Annotated in this window: 20 protein-coding genes; 13 read left to right on the top strand and 7 right to left on the bottom strand. The window is 74.0% G+C overall.

What is annotated here, in order from left to right:
- The first annotated feature begins 136 nt into the window (after nucleotides 1-136).
- The 7 genes from IH09_RS13095 to IH09_RS13065 all read left to right on the top strand — a co-directional run bounded on the left by IH09_RS13095 (nucleotide 137) and on the right by IH09_RS13065 (nucleotide 6962).
- Entirely contained in the window at nucleotides 137-1456 is a 1320-nt protein-coding gene (locus IH09_RS13095; RefSeq protein WP_094791804.1) for a L,D-transpeptidase, read from the top strand.
- A 242-nt stretch (nucleotides 1457-1698) separates the two neighbouring features.
- On the top strand, nucleotides 1699-2790 hold the full coding sequence (locus tag IH09_RS13090; RefSeq protein ID WP_110952260.1) for an Ig-like domain-containing protein: 1092 nt from the start codon (nucleotides 1699-1701) through the stop codon (nucleotides 2788-2790).
- Nucleotides 2791-2800: 10 nt separating this feature from the next.
- Nucleotides 2801-3568 carry an enoyl-CoA hydratase/isomerase family protein gene (locus tag IH09_RS13085; RefSeq protein ID WP_052856370.1) on the top strand — a complete coding sequence of 256 codons (768 nt, stop codon included), beginning with the start codon at nucleotides 2801-2803 and terminating at the stop codon, nucleotides 3566-3568.
- Between the two features lie 276 nt (nucleotides 3569-3844).
- Nucleotides 3845-4372 (top strand): ATP-binding protein, encoded by a 528-nt coding sequence (locus IH09_RS13080; RefSeq protein WP_381534784.1) that lies wholly within the window; start codon nucleotides 3845-3847, stop codon nucleotides 4370-4372.
- 484 nt (nucleotides 4373-4856) lie between these two features.
- Nucleotides 4857-5291, top strand: a complete 435-nt coding sequence (locus IH09_RS13075) for a hypothetical protein (RefSeq protein ID WP_052856368.1) — start codon at nucleotides 4857-4859, stop codon at nucleotides 5289-5291.
- 58 nt (nucleotides 5292-5349) lie between these two features.
- Nucleotides 5350-6135: a DsbA family protein gene (locus IH09_RS13070; RefSeq protein ID WP_052856367.1), complete on the top strand. Its 786-nt coding sequence runs from the start codon at nucleotides 5350-5352 to the stop codon at nucleotides 6133-6135.
- A complete protein-coding gene (locus IH09_RS13065; protein WP_052856366.1) occupies nucleotides 6132-6962 on the top strand; it encodes a cytochrome c biogenesis CcdA family protein in 831 nt (276 codons plus the stop codon). The genes IH09_RS13070 and IH09_RS13065 overlap by 4 nt, the downstream gene beginning before the upstream one ends.
- Before the next feature lie 109 nt (nucleotides 6963-7071).
- Here IH09_RS13065 and IH09_RS13060 read toward each other — a convergent pair whose 3' ends face one another.
- The 5 genes from IH09_RS13060 to IH09_RS13040 all read right to left on the bottom strand — a co-directional run bounded on the left by IH09_RS13060 (nucleotide 7072) and on the right by IH09_RS13040 (nucleotide 12677).
- The gene (locus IH09_RS13060; RefSeq protein WP_052856365.1) at nucleotides 7072-7419 is read right to left on the bottom strand and encodes a hypothetical protein; all 348 of its coding nucleotides are present in this window, start codon (nucleotides 7417-7419) and stop codon (nucleotides 7072-7074) included.
- A 232-nt stretch (nucleotides 7420-7651) separates the two neighbouring features.
- On the bottom strand, nucleotides 7652-8482 hold the full coding sequence (gene nadE / locus IH09_RS13055) for an ammonia-dependent NAD(+) synthetase (protein ID WP_052856364.1): 831 nt from the start codon (nucleotides 8480-8482) through the stop codon (nucleotides 7652-7654).
- A 112-nt stretch (nucleotides 8483-8594) separates the two neighbouring features.
- Nucleotides 8595-9149: a GH25 family lysozyme gene (locus tag IH09_RS13050; protein WP_052856363.1), complete on the bottom strand. Its 555-nt coding sequence runs from the start codon at nucleotides 9147-9149 to the stop codon at nucleotides 8595-8597.
- 161 nt (nucleotides 9150-9310) lie between these two features.
- Nucleotides 9311-11092, bottom strand: coding sequence for a hypothetical protein (locus IH09_RS13045; protein WP_190233278.1), 1782 nt, complete (start codon nucleotides 11090-11092; stop codon nucleotides 9311-9313).
- 166 nt (nucleotides 11093-11258) lie between these two features.
- Nucleotides 11259-12677 carry a glycosyltransferase family 4 protein gene (locus IH09_RS13040; protein ID WP_110952259.1) on the bottom strand — a complete coding sequence of 473 codons (1419 nt, stop codon included), beginning with the start codon at nucleotides 12675-12677 and terminating at the stop codon, nucleotides 11259-11261.
- Nucleotides 12678-12884: 207 nt separating this feature from the next.
- Between IH09_RS13040 and IH09_RS13035 the strand changes: the two genes are divergently transcribed.
- Entirely contained in the window at nucleotides 12885-13694 is an 810-nt protein-coding gene (locus tag IH09_RS13035; protein WP_052856362.1) for a response regulator, read from the top strand.
- A gap of 148 nt (nucleotides 13695-13842) precedes the next feature.
- Nucleotides 13843-15249: a sensor histidine kinase gene (locus tag IH09_RS13030; RefSeq protein WP_110952277.1), complete on the top strand. Its 1407-nt coding sequence runs from the start codon at nucleotides 13843-13845 to the stop codon at nucleotides 15247-15249.
- A 28-nt stretch (nucleotides 15250-15277) separates the two neighbouring features.
- On the opposite strand, the gene IH09_RS13025 is transcribed toward IH09_RS13030, so the two are convergent.
- Together IH09_RS13025 and IH09_RS13020 are read right to left on the bottom strand one after the other, a co-directional pair.
- Nucleotides 15278-16237 (bottom strand): M56 family metallopeptidase, encoded by a 960-nt coding sequence (locus IH09_RS13025; RefSeq protein WP_094791811.1) that lies wholly within the window; start codon nucleotides 16235-16237, stop codon nucleotides 15278-15280.
- Complete coding sequence (locus IH09_RS13020; protein WP_052856361.1) at nucleotides 16234-16662, bottom strand: BlaI/MecI/CopY family transcriptional regulator; 429 nt, start codon at nucleotides 16660-16662, stop codon at nucleotides 16234-16236. Before IH09_RS13020 ends, IH09_RS13025 begins: the two co-directional genes overlap by 4 nt.
- 114 nt (nucleotides 16663-16776) lie before the next feature.
- Here IH09_RS13020 and IH09_RS13015 point away from each other — a divergent pair, with 114 nt between their 5' ends.
- The 4 genes from IH09_RS13015 to IH09_RS13000 all read left to right on the top strand — a co-directional run bounded on the left by IH09_RS13015 (nucleotide 16777) and on the right by IH09_RS13000 (nucleotide 19732).
- Nucleotides 16777-17472, top strand: coding sequence for a DedA family protein (locus IH09_RS13015; RefSeq protein ID WP_052856360.1), 696 nt, complete (start codon nucleotides 16777-16779; stop codon nucleotides 17470-17472).
- Nucleotides 17473-17580: 108 nt separating this feature from the next.
- Entirely contained in the window at nucleotides 17581-18186 is a 606-nt protein-coding gene (locus tag IH09_RS13010; RefSeq protein WP_052856359.1) for a phosphatase PAP2 family protein, read from the top strand.
- Nucleotides 18183-18893 (top strand): phosphatase PAP2 family protein, encoded by a 711-nt coding sequence (locus tag IH09_RS13005; protein WP_052856358.1) that lies wholly within the window; start codon nucleotides 18183-18185, stop codon nucleotides 18891-18893. The genes IH09_RS13010 and IH09_RS13005 overlap by 4 nt, the downstream gene beginning before the upstream one ends.
- A 671-nt stretch (nucleotides 18894-19564) precedes the next feature.
- Nucleotides 19565-19732: a hypothetical protein gene (locus IH09_RS13000; protein ID WP_240150746.1), complete on the top strand. Its 168-nt coding sequence runs from the start codon at nucleotides 19565-19567 to the stop codon at nucleotides 19730-19732.
- The last annotated feature ends 14 nt before the right edge of the window (nucleotides 19733-19746 follow it).

The following is a 19746-nucleotide window of genomic DNA, read 5'->3' as shown; positions in this document are numbered from 1 at the left end:
CCGCCCTCCCCGTTGTTCTGCCCGCAACCGGCCGTCGCCGCACGCTCCACCGGGGCGGGGCGTCCACTGCTCCATCCGGGACCCGTTAAAACGTGACATACCATCAAATGAACGGGTCATCCTCCACAATTCGGTCATGACCGGCCAAGAGCAGGACCGACCGCAGGACCACCCCGGCGACCGCCCCCGGGGCCATCCCCGCGCGGGCCTCAACGGCGGCCCGGACGACCGCCCCGGCCCCCGGCCGGCGGCCCGGCCGCCGCACACGGCGCCGCGCCGCGCCCGTACGGCCGTCGTGCTCGTCATCGCGCTCGTGGGGATGGTGGCGGGCGGCTGCGGGATCGCGGAGGTGGTCGCCGGGGTCCTGGGCTCCCAGGAGAAGATCATCGTCGCCCCGGACGACGGCGCGCAGGGCGTGCGGCGCAGGGAGCGGTTCGAGGTCCGGGTGGCGGACGGGCGGCTGGAGCGGGTCGAGGCCAAGCGGACCGGGGGCGACGGCCAGGAACCCGTCGCGGGCCGGATCTCGCCGGACGGGCGGAGCTGGCGGCCGGCACCCGGCCCGCTCGACATCGGCACGAGGTACACCGTCGACGCGGTGGCGGTGGACGGCGAGGGCCGCCGCGTGGCCCGGCACACCACCTTCACCACCACCATGCCCCCGCACCGCTTCATCGGCTTCTTCAAGCCGGAGAACAACGCCACGGTCGGCACCGGCATGATCGTCTCGCTGGAGTTCAACCGGCGCATCGCCGACCGCGCGGCCGTGGAGCGGGCCATCACGGTCACCGCGAACCCCCGCGTCGAGATCGCCGCCCACTGGTTCGGCGCCCGGCGGCTGGACTTCCGGCCGCGCGAGCCCTGGCGGCCGGGCACCGAGGTCACGGTGGACCTGCGGCTGCGGAACCTCAAGGCCGGGCCGGGCGCCTACGGGACGCAGCGCAAGACGGTCCACTTCCGGATCGGCCGGGACCAGAGCAGCGTCGTCGATGTCGCGGCGCACACCCTGACGGTACGGCGCGCCGGCCGGGTGACGGAGCGGCTGCCGGTCACCGCGGGGGACACCGACAACCCCACCTACAGCGGGAAGATGGTGATCCTGGAGCGCCACAAGGTGACGCGGATGGACGGGAAGACCGTGGGCTTCGTCGGTGAGTACAACATCCCGGACGTACCGCACGCGATGCGCCTCACCCGGTCCGGCACCTTCCTGCACGGCAACTACTGGACGGAGCCGGACGTCTTCGGAGACGACAACACCAGCCATGGCTGTATCGGCCTGCCCGACACCAAGGGCGGCGGCCGGGACACCCCGGCCGGCCGGGTCTTCGGCCAGTCGCTGATCGGCGACATCGTGGAGGTGCGCAACTCCGGGGAACGCACGGTCGCGCCGGACAACGGCCTCGGCGGCTGGAACATGCCGTGGCAGCAGTGGCGGGCCGGCACCGCCCTGGGCTGATCCCGGCGCGCCGGGCCCGATGCGCCGGACCGGACGCGGGAACCGGTCGGTTCCGGTCGGCCCGCGGGCGATTCCGGCTGCCGACCGCACGCGCGGCTGTCACTTCACGCGCCGGGGACTGAACGCCCGCCCCGGCGGGGAGTTGAGTGTCAGTGCGGTGTGGTTATCTAACGGCAAGCGCGCGGCCGCAGGTGTCCGCGCGCGGGGGAGTGCGGGCCGTGCGAGGGGAAAAGGGGCCAGGAGTGAACGTGCAGCCGATATCGGGGGAGCCGGCTCGCCGGCGGCGCAGACCGTGGCGGGGCGGGGGTCCGTTGGCGTTGGCGCTCGGCTCCGTGCTGCTGCTGGTGAGCGCGTGCGGCGGCGGTGACGGCGCCGCCGGGAAGCAGCCGGCCGGCAAGGCGGGCGACCGCGCCGCCTCGCAGGCCGCCGTGGTGATAGAGCCCAAGAACGGCGCGGACGGCGTCGCCACCAGCGGTGCGCTCAAGGTCACCGCCCGGCAGGGCCGGCTCAAGTCCGTCAAGGTCAAGGACGCCAAGGGCACCGAGATCGAGGGGAAGACGGCCGGCGGCGGCACCCTGTGGCAGCCGAACGGCCACCTCAGCGCCTCGACCACGTACACCGTCGACGCCATAGCGGTGGACGGCCAGGGCCGGGAGGCCGCCGAGCACACCAGCTTCACCACCCTCGTCCCCAAGAACACCTTCATCGGCCAGTACACCCCGGAGAACGGCGAGCGGGTCGGCGTCGGGATGCCGGTCTCGATCCGCTTCACCCGCGGCATCACGGATCCCAAGGCGGTCGAGGGCGCCATCAAGGTCACGGCCGAGCCGTCGGTGCCGGTCGAGGGCCACTGGTTCGGCAACGACCGGCTGGACTTCCGCCCCGAGAAGTACTGGGCCGCCGGCACCAAGGTCACGCTCAAGCTCGACCTCAACGGCGTCGAGGGCCGCCCCGGTGTCTACGGCACCCAGACCAAGGAGGTCTCGTTCACCGTCGGCCGCAGCCAGGTGAGCACCGTGGACGCCGCGTCGAAGATGATGACCGTGGTCCGCGACGGCAGGACGGTCAAGACCATCCCGATCAGCGCGGGCGCACCGGGCACCGAGACCTACAACGGCCAGATGGTGATCAGCGAGAAGCACGCGGTGACGCGGATGAACGGCGAGACCGTCGGCTTCGGCGGCGAGTACGACATCAAGGACGTACCGCACGCGATGCGGCTCAGCTCGTCCGGCACCTTCATCCACGGCAACTACTGGTCGGGCAAGCAGACGTTCGGGAGCGGCGCACTCCGGCCGGAGTGCGCCGCTCCCCGCCGCGTTAACGGGTACTAACCTTCCCGGCATGACTGTGAACCTTGAGGTTGCCGAGGGCGTCGGCACCATTCGCCTGGACCGCCCGCCGATGAACGCACTGGACACCGCCACCCAGGACCGGCTGCGCGAGCTGGCCGCGGAGGCCACCCGCCGCGACGATGTGCGCGCCGTCGTGATCTGGGGCGGCGAGAAGGTGTTCGCGGCCGGCGCGGACATCAAGGAGATGCAGGCCATGGACCATCCGGCCATGGTCCTGCGCTCCTCGGCGCTGCAGGAGTCCTTCACCGCCGTCGCCCGGATCCCCAAGCCGGTGGTCGCCGCGATCAACGGCTACGCCCTGGGCGGCGGCTGCGAGTTGGCGCTCTGCGCCGACTTCCGGATCGCCGCCGACACCGCCAAAATTGGCCAACCTGAGATCCTGCTCGGTCTGATCCCGGGCGCCGGCGGCACCCAGCGGCTGGCCCGGCTGGTGGGTCCCGCCAAGGCCAAGGACCTGATCTTCACCGGCCGTCAGGTGAAGGCCGAGGAGGCGCTCGCCCTCGGTCTGGTCGACCGGGTGGTGCCGGCCGCCGAGGTCTACCCGCAGGCGCACGCCTGGGCGGCGCGGCTGGCGGCCGGTCCGGCGCTGGCGCTGCGGGCCGCCAAGGAGTGCGTCGACGCGGGCCTGGAGACGGACCTCGACACCGGTCTGACCATCGAACGCACCTGGTTCGCGGGGCTGTTCGCGACCGAGGACCGGGAGACGGGCATGCGCAGCTTCGTCGAGGAAGGACCCGGCAAGGCCAAGTTCCGCTGAGAAAACCGGGGTTGACGGCGCGGTCGCGGTTTTGGCCGGGATGCGATGCCTCGTGTGGGGGAATTGCGGAAAGCTTATTGGGGCCTTAAGGGAACCTTGTCCGCCCTTCCTGACGATCATTCGAACACGCGAGGTTTTCGCAGGTCAGCGGTGTGCACCGGAAACCTGAAACGCCGCTGGCATATGTCCCGCGCGGGTGCGGGAACCCCCGCTCCGGGGCCGGGCATTCCGTCGGTTCCGCTCCCGTGGGGGCAGGTAGCAGCCATGATGGGGGGCATGGCGGGCCTCGAAGGAATGGAGCGGCCGCGGCCGCGGTGCGGCACGGCCGCTGCACACCGGGAACTCCCCGGAGCGGACAGGGATACGACGCCGACTCGGGGCGGCCCGGTGTCCGCGGCGCTCGATCTGGTCGGCGATCCGACTCTCGACGAGGTCCGGCTGCCCTCACGTCCGGAGTCGGCCGGTACCGCCCGCCGGCTGACCGCCTCCGTCCTCCTGGAACAGTGGTCCCTCTCGCCCCAGCTGACCGAGCACGCCGTGCTGCTGGTCTCGGAGCTGGTGGGCAACGCCGTGCGGCACACCGGCGCCCGCACCTTCGGGCTGCGGATGCTCCGCCGCCGTGGCTGGATCCGTATCGAGGTGCGCGATCCCTCCCGCGGGCTGCCGTGCCTGATGCCGGTCCATGAGATGGACACGAGCGGGCGCGGCCTCTTCCTCGTCGACAAGCTCTCCGACCGCTGGGGCGTGGATCTGCTGCCGCGCGGCAAGACGACCTGGTTCGAGATGCGGGTCACGGACCGGTAGCGCCCCTCGCCCGTCCGGCGCGGCCTGGGAAACGGGGCCGGGGCCCTCCCGCGGGGTGGCGCGGACGGGGCCCCGGTGCCGACCTCCGGCGGGCGGAAGGGGTGTGCCCGCGAGGTCGTGTACGACTGGCCCGGGTCAAGGGGGTCGCTCCGACCGACTATCGCAGGTCGGACGCGACCTGGCCAAAGGTGCGATTACGGACACAATGGGCGGTAATGCCGATAATGGGTGTGCGATCCAAGGTGAGCTACGCCACCAGCCTTTCAAATGCCGGTTAGGTAATCGATTCCTTTGATGGTTATGCGGAGGAAGCGCGGTAGGGCGGACCGGTGGGCGGCCGGTGCGCGGCATGCGCGATGAGTGCGGTGACGGTGCCCCTCGCGCGGCGCGTGGTGAATGGCCGGTCCGTGCTCCGGCCGTGCGGCGGCGGTCCGTAGGATGGGCTGTTCATGCTCGCGCGCCGCTTCGGGAGGGAGGAGGGCAGATGCGCCCGGTGTGCCGGTCGGCCGTGCTGACCCCGCTGCTCCTCCTCGCCGTCACCTTCGCACCGCTGCTCTGCCGGATCGGCGGTGACCAGATGTGGTCGGCGGCGGACCGGTCGGCCACGGCCGCGGCCGCGTGGACGCAGCCCCCGGCGGCCGGCGCCCCCTCCGGTACGGAGGCCGGCGGGCCGCACCGCGTGGCCGCACCCGTCGCCGTCGCCGAGGCGCCGAAGAAGTGCTCCGGGCGGCACGCGCCGGGGCCCGATGAATCCGTTCCGCTGCCCGCGCAGCACCGCGCCGAACCGCTCGCCCCCGCCGCCGTCGGCGCGGTGCCGCTCGCCGCGGACGTACCCGCGCAGTTCGCGCTCGCCCGGCCGCCCACGGACGGCGCGCCCGCCACCGACCACCTCGCGCTCCTCCCCGTACTGCGGATATAGGCCGTCGCCCCGACGCACCCGGTTCTGTTTCCCCCTTCCGTACGTCTGGAGCTTCCGCATGTCCGCTTCCGCCTCTCCCACCCGCAAAATCGCCGCCATCGGCGCGGTGCTCGCGCTCATCGTGGCGGTGATCGCCATCGGTGTCGCCGTCGGCAAGGCCGTCGAGGGAAAACGCGACGACGCCGCGCCGACCGCCACCGGTTCGCCCGAGGCCGCCGCCTCCGCACAGCCCGAGGAGGACGCCGGTCAGCAGCGGATGTACGAGGAGTACGCCAAGCTGACCAGCCGCCGGGTGGCCGGTGATCCGCTGGCGATCGGCAAGAAGGACGCCCCGGTGGTCCTGGTCGAATACGCCGACTACCAGTGCTCGTTCTGCGGACGCTTCACCCGTGAGACCCAGCCGGAGCTGGTCAAGAAGTTCGTCGACGCGGGCACGCTGCGCATCGAGTTCCGCAACTTCACCATCTACGGCGCCGACTCCGAGCGGGCCGCCCGCGCCTCCTGGGCCGCCGGGCAGCAGGGCAGGTTCTGGCAGCTGCACGACGAGCTGTACGCCAAGACCCGCAAGGGCGACGCACTGGCCGAGGAGAAGCTCGTCGAGATGGCCCGCACGAGCGGCGTCCCGGACCTCGACAAGTTCCGCACCGACCTCAAGAGCGCGGACGCCGAAAAGGCCCTGAAGAAGGACCAGGACGAGGGCTACCAGCTCGGCGTCCAGTCCACGCCGTCCTTCCTGGTCAACGGCCGGCCGATCGCCGGCGCCCAGCCCACCGGCATCTTCGAGCAGGTCGTCAAGGAGGCCGCGGCGACCGCGGCGAAGAAGACCGAGGGGGCCGCGAAGTGACCGATATCGGCTACCTCGCCGCCTTTCTCGGCGGCACCCTCGCGCTGCTCAGCCCGTGCAGCGCGCTGCTGCTGCCGGCGTTCTTCGCGTACTCCCTCTCGCACCCGGGCAAACTGCTCGCCCGCACCGGTGTGTTCTATCTGGGGCTGGCCACCACGCTGGTCCCGCTCGGCGCGGCCAGCACGGCAGCCAGCCGGCTGTTCAACGGCCACCGCGATCTGCTGATCGCCGTCGGTGGCTGGGTCGTCATCGCGATGGGCGTCGCCCAGATCCTGGGCCTGGGGTTCGCCTCCCGGCGCGCCCAGGCGGCCGCCGCCAAGATCACCCCGAGGTCGGCCGTCTCCACCTTCCTTCTCGGCTGCGTCTACGGCCTCGCGGGTTTCTGCGCGGGCCCGATCCTCGGCGCGGTGCTGACCGTGACGGCGGTCAGCGGCTCGCCGGTCTACGGCGCCTCGATGCTCGCCGTCTACGCGTTCGGCATGGCGCTGCCGCTGTTCGTGCTCGCGCTGCTGTGGGACCGCTTCAAGCTCGGCACCCGCGGCTGGCTGCGCGGCCGGGAGATCACCCTCGGAAAGCTGCGGCTGCACACCACGTCCACCCTGTCCGGCGTCTTCTTCATCGGTATCGGCGTGCTGTTCCTGCTCTTCAACGGGACCAGCGCACTGCCCGGGATCCTGGACGCGGACGCCGAAGTCGGTGTCGAGGAGTGGGTACGGGACTTCGGCAACGGCGTACCGGACTTCGTGCTGATCGCGGTGGTCGCGCTCATCGTCGCCGCGGTGCTCGGCCGTATCGCGCTGCGGCCGCAGAAGAAGCCGCGGGACTGACCGGCCGCGGACGGGGCGCCGTGGGCAGCCGGGCGCGCCGCCGGGCGGGCGCGCAGCCGGACCGGGACGGGGCCGGGGACGGGACCCCGCCCCGGCGCCCGTGCCCCCGCTACGCGCTCTGCCGCCAGTGGCGCCGGAAGCGCGGATGGGGCTGCGGGCGCGGGCGGTGGGCGTCGGCCCGGCGGCGACGGTCGTTGCACAGCAGGCATTTGCCGTAGCCCGGCGGGAGGGGATCCTCCGGGTCGCCGTACAAGGGGTCGACCGCGCCGTGCGGATGCACGGCGCAGCCCGTCGGGCCGGTCTCGGCGCCCAGTGAACTGGCGGCGGTCAGCGCTCGCCGGAGGACGTCGACGAGCTGGTCGGCGTCGCGCCGGGTGGGCGCGGATTGCAGGGCCGAGGCGATATCGGAGGCGGTGGTCAGCGCGGTCTGGAGTTCGCGCAGGTGTGCGTAACCCATGCCTCGGAGCGTAGGCGGCCCCACTGACAGTTGATCTTCCGATCGCACTTCGCGGCTTCCCATGGCCTCATGCATGCCCGTTCACGCCCACGGTTTAGCACCGAAACGGTGACCGCCCCCTTACCGGCACATGACATGTGGGTGAGGGGGCGGGCAGGGAGGGGGGAGAGGGCGCGCCGTCCGGCGCGGGGCCGCGGCCCCGGGGAGTGGGCGGCGCCCGGTCCCGGTGCGGTCAGGGCGCGACCGGGAGCGCGCGCTTGTGGTCGGTGAGGCGGTAGCGGCGGACGATCGTGCGGAAGGCGGTGTCGGTGACCGGCCCGCCCTCCAGGAAGTCGTCGATCTCGTCATAGCTCACGCCGAGCGCGTCCTCGTCGGGCTTGCCCGGGTCGAGCGTCTCCAGGTCGGCCGTCGGGACCTTCGTGACCAGCTCGGCCGGGGCACCGAGGGCCGCCGCCACGGCCCGTACCCGGCGCTTGGTCAGCCCGCTCAGCGGCACCACGTCGGCCGCGCCGTCGCCGAACTTCGTGAAGAAGCCGGAGACCGCCTCGGCTGCGTGGTCGGTGCCCACGACCAGCCCTTCGTGGGCGCCCGCGACCGCGTACTGCGCGATCATGCGCTGGCGGGCCTTGATGTTCCCCTGGACGAAGTCCTGGTGACGGGCGTCGCGGAACGCGATACCGCCGGCCACCGCCGCGTCCAGCGCCGCGTCGCTCGCCGGGCGGATGTCCACGGTCAGCACCCGGTCGGCGCGGATGAAGTCGAGCGCCAGCTGGGCGTCCTTCTCGTCGGCCTGGACGCCGTACGGCAGCCGCATCGCGAAGAACGTGGCCGCGTGCCCGGCGGCGCGGGCCCGCTCCACCGCGAGCTGGCAGAGCCGGCCCGCGGTCGTGGAGTCGACGCCGCCGCTGATGCCCAGGACCAGGGAGCGCAGGCCCGTGGAGGTCAGCCGGTCCGTGAGGAAGGCCACCCGGCGCTCGATCTCCCGCTCGGCGTCGAAGGACGCGCTCACCTGGAGATCCCGGGCGATCTCCTGCTGCAGGGCCTTGGACGCCGGGTCGGTCACGGCCGCTCCTTCTGGTTCTCGGTCCGCGTGCCGGCGGGCCGGATGGTGCCGGTGGTTCCGGCGGCGCCGGTGGTTCTGGCGACGCCGGGGGTTCCGGTGGTTCCGTAAAACCTTATGCCGGGTGTGCCCAGGACTTGAGGGCGGCCTTGCTCGTGAAGTCCGCCACATCCTTGTCCAGCGGCTCGTCGGTGTACTGGTGGATGCGCCAGTTCGCCTTGATCCGCGGCTGCCCGGCGGTGACGTAGTCGGCGATCCACAGGCCGTCGGCGGCGTAGGAGGTGCTGTCGCGGTTGAGCCAGAAGTCGCGGTTGCAGTAGAGCAGTGCGCGGTGCGTGGGCCGCAGCCGCTTGACCTCCTTGAGGAACTGGTCCTTCTCCGCATTGCTCGCCGCCGTCCCCGAACCGGTGGTCTCCCAGTCGGCGGCCAGGAGGTCGCCCTGGACGGAGGCGCACTTCTCGACGAAGTACGCGGCCTGCGCCGCGATGTTCCCGGGCCACAGGAAATGGTAGAAACCGACCACGCACCCCGCGCTACGGGCCTTCGCGGCCTGTGCGGACTGGTTCGGATTGACATAGGAACGGCCTTCGGTGGCCTTGATGAACACGAAGTCCAACCCCTCGGCGGAATACGAGGTGTTGTACGAGCTGACATCGACACCATGCAGCATGAGCGGTCTCCTGCCGATCGGACCTGCGATTTCGAAGCGTCATCTGCGTCGCAGCAGTTCAGCATGTTCAGGACCGGAGACGCCGGAAGGTGCCGCGGAAGTTCCTTGTATCTGCGGCGGGTTGGGGAATGTGGAACGGCTTCCGGGGCTGCCCGTGAGCCTCATGGGGCAGCTGGGGCCACAGGGGCTGATGGAGGCTGTGGCCGCGGTGGGGCAGGTGCCATGCGGGGTTCCCGGTGCGGTGTGGTGGCCGCCGGTGCGGGAGCGAGGTAGGCGAGCCAGCCGCCCGTACGGGGGAGGGGGTGCGCGGTCCAGTTACGGGCGTAAGCGGGCGGCGCGGGCCCGGTGCCGGGGCCCGCGCCCGCGGTGAGGACGGCCGTCGGTTCGTGCGCGGCCCGGCGCAGCAGCGCCCGCGGGGTGACCGACCGGTTGTTGCCCTCGGTGTCGGCGGAGGCGCAGCCCGCCTGGTAGCCGACCGGCTGCGCGTGCGGGCCCACGACCAGGCAGGGCGGGTGCAGCCCGAGCCTGCGGAGGGTGCGGGCGGCCTGCCGGTAGCGGTCGGCGACCACCGCGGCCTGCGCCGAGGTACCGCTCAACACCGCTGCCTGGCTGACCAGATGGAGCGCGAGGACGGCCCCGATCACGAGGCCGGCAGGGGTGAGCGCGCCGATCCGTACCGCCGCGGTGGCGCACCGGTTCCCCGTACGGCGGCGACCGCGCGCGGCGGGCGCGGGATGCGGGGTGGCGGCGGACCGGCGGGCGCGGGAGGTACGGACCGCGCCCGCCGCCAGCGCCGCGACCGGCGGCGCGAGCAGCGCGTACGCGGGGAGCAGGAAACGCGGCGCCGAGTAGTCGAGGAGCAGCAGATACGGGACCGCGACGGAGACCGCGCAGACCAGCGGCACGGCCGTGACCGCGAGCGGCCGGCCTCGGCGCACCGCGGCCGGCAGCGCGGCCGCGGCGAGCGGCGGCAGCGCCAGCCACCACAGGGCCAGCGCGGGCTGGTGCAGCGTGTAGTGGTCACAAGGGCGGCAGAGCAGCGGCCCGTTGAGGCTGCGCAGCGCCGCACCGGCACCCGCGCCGAAACCGTGGTGCAGCCCCATACCGCCCTCGGTGGCACTGGAGACGCGCAGCCGCCCGGCGATCCCGCCGAACCGGGCGTACGCCTCCGCCACCCACTGCGCCGCGCCGAGCGCCGGACCGCCGAGCAGCGCGGGCAGCGCCGGGCGCAGGCGCCGTACGCACACCGCCGTCACCAGCAGCGGCAGGGTGACCCAGCCGCAGTCGGGGGTACGCAGCAGGGCGCAGCAGGCGAGCGTGCCGGCCAGCCACCACCGGGCGCGCGGTTCGTCCGGCACCCGCAGGAACCAGCCGGCCGCCGCCACCGCGCCCAGCGCCACCCACAGATTGGGCATCACCTGGGAGCCGCTCAGCTCGGTGATCCACAGCCCGGCGAAGAGCAATGCGGCGAGCGCGGCGGTACGGCGGCCGAGCAGCGGGACCCAGCCGCGGAACGCGCCGTACAGCGCGGCGGCGGAGGCGACCGCGAGCGCACCGCGCAGCAACGGCACGGAGGGGGAGACGGCGGTGACCGGGGCCACCAGATAGCTGATGCCGCGCGAACGGGGCGCGCTGAAGAACGCGGCCGGAGTGCGCGGGTCGCTCTGCGACACGTACACCGACTCGTCCCAGCCGAGCGCGAGATGCGTGTGCGGGAGGACCACGAGGAACTGGACGAGGGCGTAGCCGAGCGCGATGAGCGCGAGCCAGGGGACGGCGGCCGGCCGGGCGGGGCGTGGTGCGCGGACGGCGCGCAGGGCGTGCGGGGTGCGCAGCGTACGCAGCGCGTGCCAGGCGTGGACGACCGGTGAGGCGGAAGTGGCGGACCGGGCGGAAACGGCGGCGGAGGCGGAGGCGGCGGGTGGGATCCGTGCTGAGGTCACTGTGGTCCCTCTGGAGTTCCTGGATTCCGGTGATTCCGGGAACGTCCGTTGTCCCAGGCATCGGCCGCCGCGTCACGTACCGCCTCGCGCCCGCCACGGGCGCGTACCGACGGCGGGCCCGGTCCGGTCCTCCCGGCCGGAACGGGCCCGTGCGGCGCGGGGCCGCTCAGCGTGGCGTCGAGGCGGCCCCGGAGTCGTACCGGGGCACCGCGAGGTGACGCTGTTTCCACCGCCGCAGCAGAGTGCGGACGCGGGCGCGGGTCTGCCCGAGCGCGCGCTGCCCGGCCCGGCGGTGGCGCGTCGTACGCAGCTCCCGGAACAGGAGCCGGTAGCGCTCGGCGATCGGTTCCGGGTCGTAGCGACCGGACCCCTCCAGCGCGGCTCGGGCCATCCGGCGTCGGCGTACGGGGTCCTCGATCAGGTCGATCAGGCCGCCGGCCAGCGCCCGCCCGTCGCCGCGCGGCACCAGCAGCCCGTCCGTACCGTGCCGGATGATCTCGGCCGGGCCGAGCGGGCAGTCGGTGCTGACGACGGGCACACCGCAGCGCATCGCCTCGACGATCGTCATGCCGAACGATTCGGCGTCCGAGGCCGATACGACGAGGGACGCCTTGGCGAACTCCGCCTCGATCGGCGACCGCGGGCCGGTCAGCTCCGCCCGGCCGGCGAGCCCGAGTCCGTCGATCAGCCCCTGGAGCCGGGTGCGTTCGGCACCGCCGCCGTGGATGCGCAGCCGCCAGTCCGGGTGTTTGACGGTGACCGCGGAGAACGCCTCGATGAGCAGATCGAAGCGTTTGCCGCGGGCCAGCCGGCCGGCCGCGGCGATCACCTTCGCGGTGCCGTCGGACGGCGGTCCGGCCGGCGCCGGTACGACGTTGGGCACGGCCAGTACGCGGACACCGGGCAGCGGCATCCGCGCCCGGTAGACGGCGGCGTCGGCCTCTGTGGTGGTGACGACGGCGTCCAGCGTCCGGTAATGGCGGGCGAGTTCGGCCCGCAGCTGCTCGCTGTGCGCGTCGTGCCGCAGGTGTTCCTGGGCGATCCGCAGCGCCCGGCGCGGCCCGAAGCTGGCGAGGTAGACATTGATGCCCGGCCGGGTGCCGATCAGGACGTCCGCGTCACTGGCCCGCAGATACCGCGCGGCCCGGACGTCGACCAGCCGGCTGTACTGGTGGTGCCGTTTCTCGGCCGCCGGGAAGTCCAGCGCGGGCTCGCTGAAGAGCGGATCCGCCATATCGTCGCTGCCGACCCGGATGTCCACCAGCGGCACCAGCCGCACCCGGGGATCCACGGCGAACCGCGGTACCTCGCGATGCCGCAGCATCGAGACGATCTCGACATCGTGCCGTCCGGCGAGGGCGGCGGCGAGGTTGAGCGTGGTGCGGATGGTGCCGCCGATGGCATAGGCGTTGTGCAGCAGGAGGGCGATCTTGAGGCGGGGGGCGGTGGCGGGGGCGGCCGCCGTCGCGGGTGCGGGGACCGCCGTAGGGTCCGCGTCCGGTGAGTGCGTCGTGTGCGGTGTGCCGGGCGTACCGGGGGTGCCGGGCGTGTGCGGTGGGTGCTGCGTGTGGTCCGTGCTCTTCATGCGGTGTCTTCCCGAGGCGCGCCGAGTCGTTCCGGCCGACCGGTGCCCACGTCGCGGCAGGCCGCCGCGACCGGCCCGTCCGGCACGGGCCAACCGTGACGTCACGGGGTAAGCCCACGGCGTGGCCCGGGTGAGAGCCCGGTAAGAAAGCCACGGCGGTACCGGCCGCCCGGCGCCGCCCGGTCCGGGCCTTGGCAGACTTGCCGGGTGACCTATGCCGTACTGCTCGCCGAGGACGACCGCCCCATCCGCACCGCGCTGGAGCGTGCCCTGACCCTGGAGGGGTACCGGGTCACCGCCGTCGCGGACGGGATCCAGGCGCTCGCCACCGCGCACCGCGAGCGCCCCGATGTGATCCTGCTGGACGTGATGATGCCCGGTATCGACGGGCTCCAGGTGTGCCAGGTGCTCCGGGCGGAACAGGACCGCACCCCGATCCTCATGCTGACCGCCCGCGTCGACACGGCGGACCGGATCGCCGGGCTGGACGCCGGCGCCGACGACTACGTCGTCAAACCCTTCGAGGTGGAGGAGGTGTTCGCCCGGCTGCGGGCGCTGCTGCGGCGGACGGCACCCGCGGGACGGGCGGGCGCCGAGGGGCCGGCCGGCGCGGACGGCACGGCGGACGCCGGTGCGGGCGACGGGTCCGGCGTTGGTGCCGGTGCCGGTGGGAAGGGCGGGAACGGTGAGGCGTACGACACCAGAGCGGTGGACAGCGGTGTCGTCGAGGCGGCCGATCTGCGGATCGACGGTCTGTCCCGGCGGGCCTGGCGCGGACCGCGCGAACTGGAGCTGACCAGGACCGAGTTCGAGCTGCTCGAACTGCTGGCGCGCAACGCCGGGATCGTCCTGGACCACTCGACGATCTACGACCGGATCTGGGGATACGACTTCGGCCCCGGCTCGAAGAACCTCGCGGTGTACGTCGGCTATCTGCGGCGCAAGGTCGATGTGCCGGGCAGCCGGCCGCTGATCCACACGGTGCGCGGCGTCGGCTACGTCCTGCGGGAGGACTGACGTGCCGGGGACCGGCGGACGGTTCGCGCACTTCGCCCGCCTGCGGCGCAGCCGGCGGCGGGCCGGACCGCGCGGCGGACTGGGCCCCTGGCTGCGGACCCGTAAACCCGCCAGCCTGCGGACCGCGTTCGCGGTGGCCTTCGCCGCGATGGCCGCCGCGGTGACCGTACTCGTCGGCTTCCTCAGCTACGACGCGGCGGCCCGGCTGGTGCGGGTGGACGAGCGGTCGGTGTTCTCCGAGGTCGTCGCGGAGCTGCGGACCCAGGTGCGGGAGCAGCCGCGCCGGCCGGTGGACTACGTACGCTCCGACCCCGACCACGTCGGGCCGCGCGATGTCCTCGCCCGGCCGCACCGCACCGACGTCCAGGTCCTGGGCCCCGACGGGCGGACCGTGGACCGCGGGCGCCCGGCCCTCCCGGTAGGCGACGAGGAGCGCGCGGTCGCCGCGGCCGCGGCGGCGGGCCACTATCTGGAGCGGGAGGCGGACATCGGCGACGAGAGGTACCACGTCGCGACCGTCGCGCTCGGCGGTGGCCGCGGGGCGGTGCAGGTCGCCCAGAAGTTCAGCGAGACCGAGGCCATGCTCTCCGACCTCCAGTGGCGCACCGCCCTGTGGGCGGCGGCCGTCACCGTGCTGGCCGGGACCGCCGGCTGGTGGCTGGCGCGCCGGATCACCCGTCGGCTGGTCCGGCTCACCGCGGTCGCCGAGAACGTGGCGGAGCACGGCCGGCTGGACGTACCGGTCCCGGTCGCGGGCCGGGACGAGGTCGCCCGGCTCGGGCGGGCCTTCGACGACATGCTCGGCCGGCTGGCGAGTTCGGTCCAGGACCAGCAGCGGCTCGTCCAGGACGCGGGGCACGAACTGCGCACCCCGCTGACCTCGCTGCGGACGAACATCTCGCTGCTGAAGCGGTTCGACGAACTGCCCCCGGACGCGCGCGCGGAACTCCTCGCCGACCTGACGGGCGAATCCCGCGCACTGACCGACCTGGTCAACGAACTGGTGGAGCTGGCGGCCGGACAGCGGGACGGTGACCCGCTGATCGAGGTGCGCCTGGCCGATGTGGCGCAGGGCGCGGCGGCACCGGCCCGCCGGCGCACCGGCCGCGAGATCACCGTGCGGACCGAGCGCCCGGCGGTGGTCGGCGGCTGGCCCGTCGCGCTGCACCGGGCGCTCGCCAACCTGCTGGAGAACGCCGCCAAGTTCGACCCGGGCGGGACGGAACCGATCGAGGTGGTGGTCACCGGCGCCCGGATCGAGGTCCTCGACCGGGGACCGGGCATCGCGGAGTCCGACCGCACCCGCGTCTTCGACCGCTTCTACCGCGCCCCGGCCGCCCGTGGCCTGCCCGGCTCCGGCCTCGGCCTGGCCATCGTCCGCGATATCGCCACCGCCCACGGCGGCCACGCCTTCGCCGCCCACCGGCCGGGCGGCGGCGCCACCTTCGGCTTCACGGTGGGGACGGAGGCAGTGGCGAGGACCGAACCGGGGTGGGACACGGGACGGGGGAGCGGAACCGGGACGGGGCGGGACCTGGCAGCGGGACCGAGGTAGTGCGCCGCCCCGTCTCCCGTCCTTTCTCCTACCTCCCGGTGTCCCCCTGGGCCGTCTCCACCGAGCTGTGCAGGTCGGCCGCGGCGTCCAGGGCGGCGGCCGTGGAGCAGGCGACGCAGGCGAGCACGGCCGCGGCGACCAGGCGCAGGCCGCGGGAGCGGAGGCGTATCGGCGGGTGGCCGGGGGCCGCGGCGGGGGCCAGGAGGGCGGCGACCCGGCGGGGGACCGGACCGGCCGTCGCGGCGAGGGCCATGCCGGGCCGGTGCCGCGCCGTCTCGTGCGGGCGGGCGGCCAGCGCGGCGCGGCCGATGGCGCGGGCGGTGAGCCGCCGGTCGCCGACCCGGGCGGCGGCCGATTCGTCGGCCCAGCGCTCCAGCGCGTACGCCAGCGGCGCACGCAGCCCGCGGAGCAGCGGATGGCAGGCCGAGGCCAGGGCGACGGTGAGCAGGAAGAGGTGGTGGCGGCCCGCGAGATGGGCGCGCTCATGGGCGAAGAGCGCCTCCCGTTCGGCCGGCGGCAGGGCCCGCAGCATCCCGGCGGTGACCACCACCCGGTCCGGGCGGCCCGGCAGGGCGTAGGCGTCGGGGGCGCTGTCCGGGAGGACGCACAGATCGCCCGCGGCGGTGTGCGCGTCGGCGGCGCGGCGGGCGGCCCGCAGTTCGGCGCGGTGACGGAGGGCGCGGCGGCCGACGGCGGCGGCGCAGCCGGCCAGCGCGGCACCGGCGGCGCAGGCCACGGGGACGGTCACGGCCGGCTCGCCGCCGAGCAGCGGCAGCGAGAGATGGCCGAGCGCGGCGACCGGGGGCAGCCGCAGCGCACCGGCGGCCAGCAGCAGGCCGAGCGCCGCGGCCGTGCACGCGGCCAGCGCGGCGGCGCAGCCCGTCAGCAGCCAGGCGGCGGCACGCGGCGGCAGCGACTCCGCCAGCCGGCGGGCGGCCGGCACGGCGAGCAGCGGCATCAGCAGCGGAATCCAGACGGCGAAGATCACGGGGCGGCGCCGGGGCCGGGCAGGGGAGCGGCGGGCGGTCCGTCCGGCGCGGCGCCGTCCGGTTCGTCCAGGAGGGAGCGGAGCAACCGCTCGTCCTCCGTGGTCAGTTGCGAGACGAAGCGGGCGAGGGCGGTGCCGCGGTCGTCCTGTTTGTCGAGTTCGCTGCGCATCCGGCGGGCGGTGAGCCCGGCGGAGTCGTGTATCGGCGAGTAGACATAGCCGCGGCCGGCCCGGGAGCGGGACACCGCGCCCTTGCCGTGCAGCCGGGTGAGGATCGTGGTGACGGTCGTACGGGCGAGCGGGGTGCCCAGTGCGCTCTGCACCCCGGCCGGGCTCAGCGGCCCCTCGGCCGACCAGAGCGCCGCGAGCACGCTCGCCTCCAGCTCGCCGGCGGGGCGCCGCTGCGCGGGTGGTGTCTCCGACACGGAACGCCCGCCACCTTTCTTTCGTCTACAGTTCCGTAGACCGTCTACGCGACTGTAGTCGGCCGGGCCGGCCGTTCGGCAGGCCCGGAACCCATTATGGGAGGGCCCACTGACATGCCCGCAGCCGCAGCGGACCTGCCGGTGACAGTTGTCACCCAGGCCGTCAACGTCCTGGACGCCGGCTCGTTGCTCGCGGCGTTCGGCGCGCTCGGCGTCGCCGTCGTCCTGTTCGCCGAGACCGGCCTGCTGGTCGGCTTCTTCCTGCCGGGCGACTCCCTGCTGTTCACCGCGGGACTGCTCTGCGCCCCGGGCGCGGGCGGCGCCGTGCACCTCTCGCTGCCGCAGGTCCTGGCGGCCGCCGCCGTCGGCACGCTCGCCGGATCCCAGACCGGCTACTGGATCGGCAGGCGCGGTGGCCGCGCCCTGCTGGCCCGCAGCCGCGCCCACCGGCTGCGGGCGGGACTGGCCCGCGCCGAGGAGTATCTGGCGCGCTACGGACATGCCAAGGCCATCGTGCTCGCCCGCTTCGTCCCCGTCGTGCGGACCGTGCTGAACCCGCTGGCGGGCGCCCTCGGTGTGCCCGGCCGCACCTTCGCCCTCTGGCAGACCGCCGGCGGCCTGATCTGGACCCTCGGCCTGACCCTCGCCGGGTACGCACTGGGTGCGTCCATCCCCGAGGTGGACCGCTATCTGCTGCCGCTGGTCGCCCTCGTGGTGATCGCGTCGCTGACCCCGCTCGCCGTCGAAGTGCTGCGGTCCCGACGGCGGCCGGCGGCGCAGCCGGACCCGTCGGCCCCGCCGCCCTCCTGAACCACCGATCCGCCGCATCCGAAGTTCCCGGAACATCCGTAACACTGGTACCGGCATCAGTACCGACCCGGCACCGGCATCCCCACCGATCCGCCAAGGAGACCCCCAGTGACCACCCTCGCCCTCGGCGGAGCCTCGATCGACGGCGGCCTGTACACCTGGATCACCGATCTCGCACAGCGCGCCCCGCACGTCCTGAACACCCTCGTCTCCTACTGGACCGACTACGGACTGGGGCTCTTCGCGGTCCTGATGCTGATCGGCTGGTGGCGGGCCCGGCACGCCGGCGCCACCGCCATGGCGATGGCGCTGGCCGCCCCCGTCGCCGTCGTCGCCGCCTATGTCGCCAACGACGTGATCAAGAGCTTCTTCAACGAACAGCGGCCCTGCCAGACGCTCCACACGGTCACCGTCGAAGCGTGTCCGGCGCTCGGTGACTGGTCGTTCCCCAGCAACCACTCGGCCATCGCGGCCGCCGCCGCGGTCGCCATAGTCCTGTGCGGCCGCCGGCTCGGTTGGATCGCCGTCCCGGCCGCGCTCCTGATGGGGGCCTCGCGGATCTGGGTCGGCGCGCACTACCCGCACGACGTCGTCGTGGGTCTGCTCATCGGTGCCCTCGTCGCATGGCCGCTCACCCTGCTCGCCCGCCGCGCGGCGCCCGCCGTCGACCGCCTCTCGGCCACCCGGCTGCGTCCCCTGGTGGCGGCGCGGTGACACCGAAGGGGCGGGCACCGGGGGCGGCGGGCGGCCGGGCGCACCGTACCGGCCCGCTCGTGGCCCTCGCGGTGGTCTGCGCGGCGCTGTTCGCCGCCGTGTCCGTCGTCGTCGCCGTACGTGGCGGAGCCCCGTTGCCCGCCGAACAGGCCGCCCACGACTGGTCCACGGCGCACCGGGGGCAGCCGTGGCGCTCCGTGGCCCGGGTGCTCACGGCGACCGGCACCGGCCCGGTGCCGTACCTGATGGCGGTGCTCGCCGGACTGCTGGCCGGCCGGGGCGCGCTCGGCCGGTTCCACGCGGTGATCTGCGCCGTCGGCGCGCTGGCCGTCGGCCAGGCGATCCGCTACGGCTTGATGGAACTGATCGCCCGCCCGCGCCCGCCGGCCGCCGACTGGGCCGGGCCCGCCTCCGGCTACTCGTTCCCCTCCGGCCACTCCACCACCGCGGTACTGGCGGCCGGAATCCTGGTCTGGGGCGTCCGGCGGTACGCCCGCCGCGGCACCGCCCGCCTCTGGTGCGCGCTGCTCGCCCTCTGGGCCGTCGCCATCGGCGCCACCCGTGTCTATCTGGGCGTCCACTGGCCGGGCGACGTCCTGGCCGGCTGGCTGCTCGCCACCACTGTCCTGGCCCTCGCCCTCCTCGCGGAACCCTTCGTGTACTCCCGCCGCGCCACCGCCCGGCACCCGGGCACCCCTTCCCCGTGAACCGGGCGGGTTCCCGGTAAGGCGAGGGTGTGGCGGCCCGCACCGCTCCCGCAATTCGAACGCTGATAACACTTATGGCCATGAATCGATGAGGATCGGTCCAGGTCTTTCCCAATGCGGCATGGCAGCGGCCCCTGCCGAGCAGCACTGTCCTGTGTTCCGGCGGCTTGCGGCAACGGCCGCCGGCACCCGCACCGACAGCGAGCACGTGAGGCAGCGCCATCTGGGGGGCAGCAACGATGGACCATCAGCTCCACGGCCCGGTGGACGGGCCCCGCGACGAGCCGGAGTGTCGTGACGCGGATCGTCGCGATCTGGACCGCCGCGACGCGGATCGTCGCGATGCGGCCGTCTCAACCGACGCGGCCGACTCAACTGACCCGGCCGTCTCAAGTGGCCCTGCCGGGCCGCGGGTTCCGGCTGACCCGGCCGCAACATTCGCCACGCCCGCAACGTCCGCGGCGTCCGACCGACCGGCAGCGTCCGACCAATCCGCCACGTCCGACCGGCCGGCGCCACTCGCCGCGTCCCCGCCACTCGCCGCGTCCTCGCCACGCGCCCCGTCCGCGCCACCGTCTCCGTCCGCACCATCGGCCCCGGAAGGCCGCTGTGCCGCCGCCGCGGCCAAGGATCCGACCCCGTGCGACGGCCCGCCCGACGCCGCCACCATCGTGAACCGGCACGGCCAGGAGGCGGCCGGCTGCGTCCACCACTGCGCCCGCCTCCTGGCCGGCCTCGACGGCGCCCGCGTCCACCCGTTCGTCGCGGCGGCCCGCGCCCTGGACATCTACTCCCGGGCCCGCGAACTCCCGCCGTTCGCCTGGGAGATCGGCCGGTAACCGGCCGCGCGGAT

This window comes from Streptomyces celluloflavus, assembly GCA_000720995.1.
In the GTDB taxonomy this organism is placed as follows: Bacteria; Actinomycetota; Actinomycetes; order Streptomycetales; family Streptomycetaceae; genus Streptomyces; species Streptomyces celluloflavus.
The sequence above is the reverse complement of the archived record's forward strand: the minus strand, read 5'-3'. Positions and strand labels throughout refer to the sequence as shown.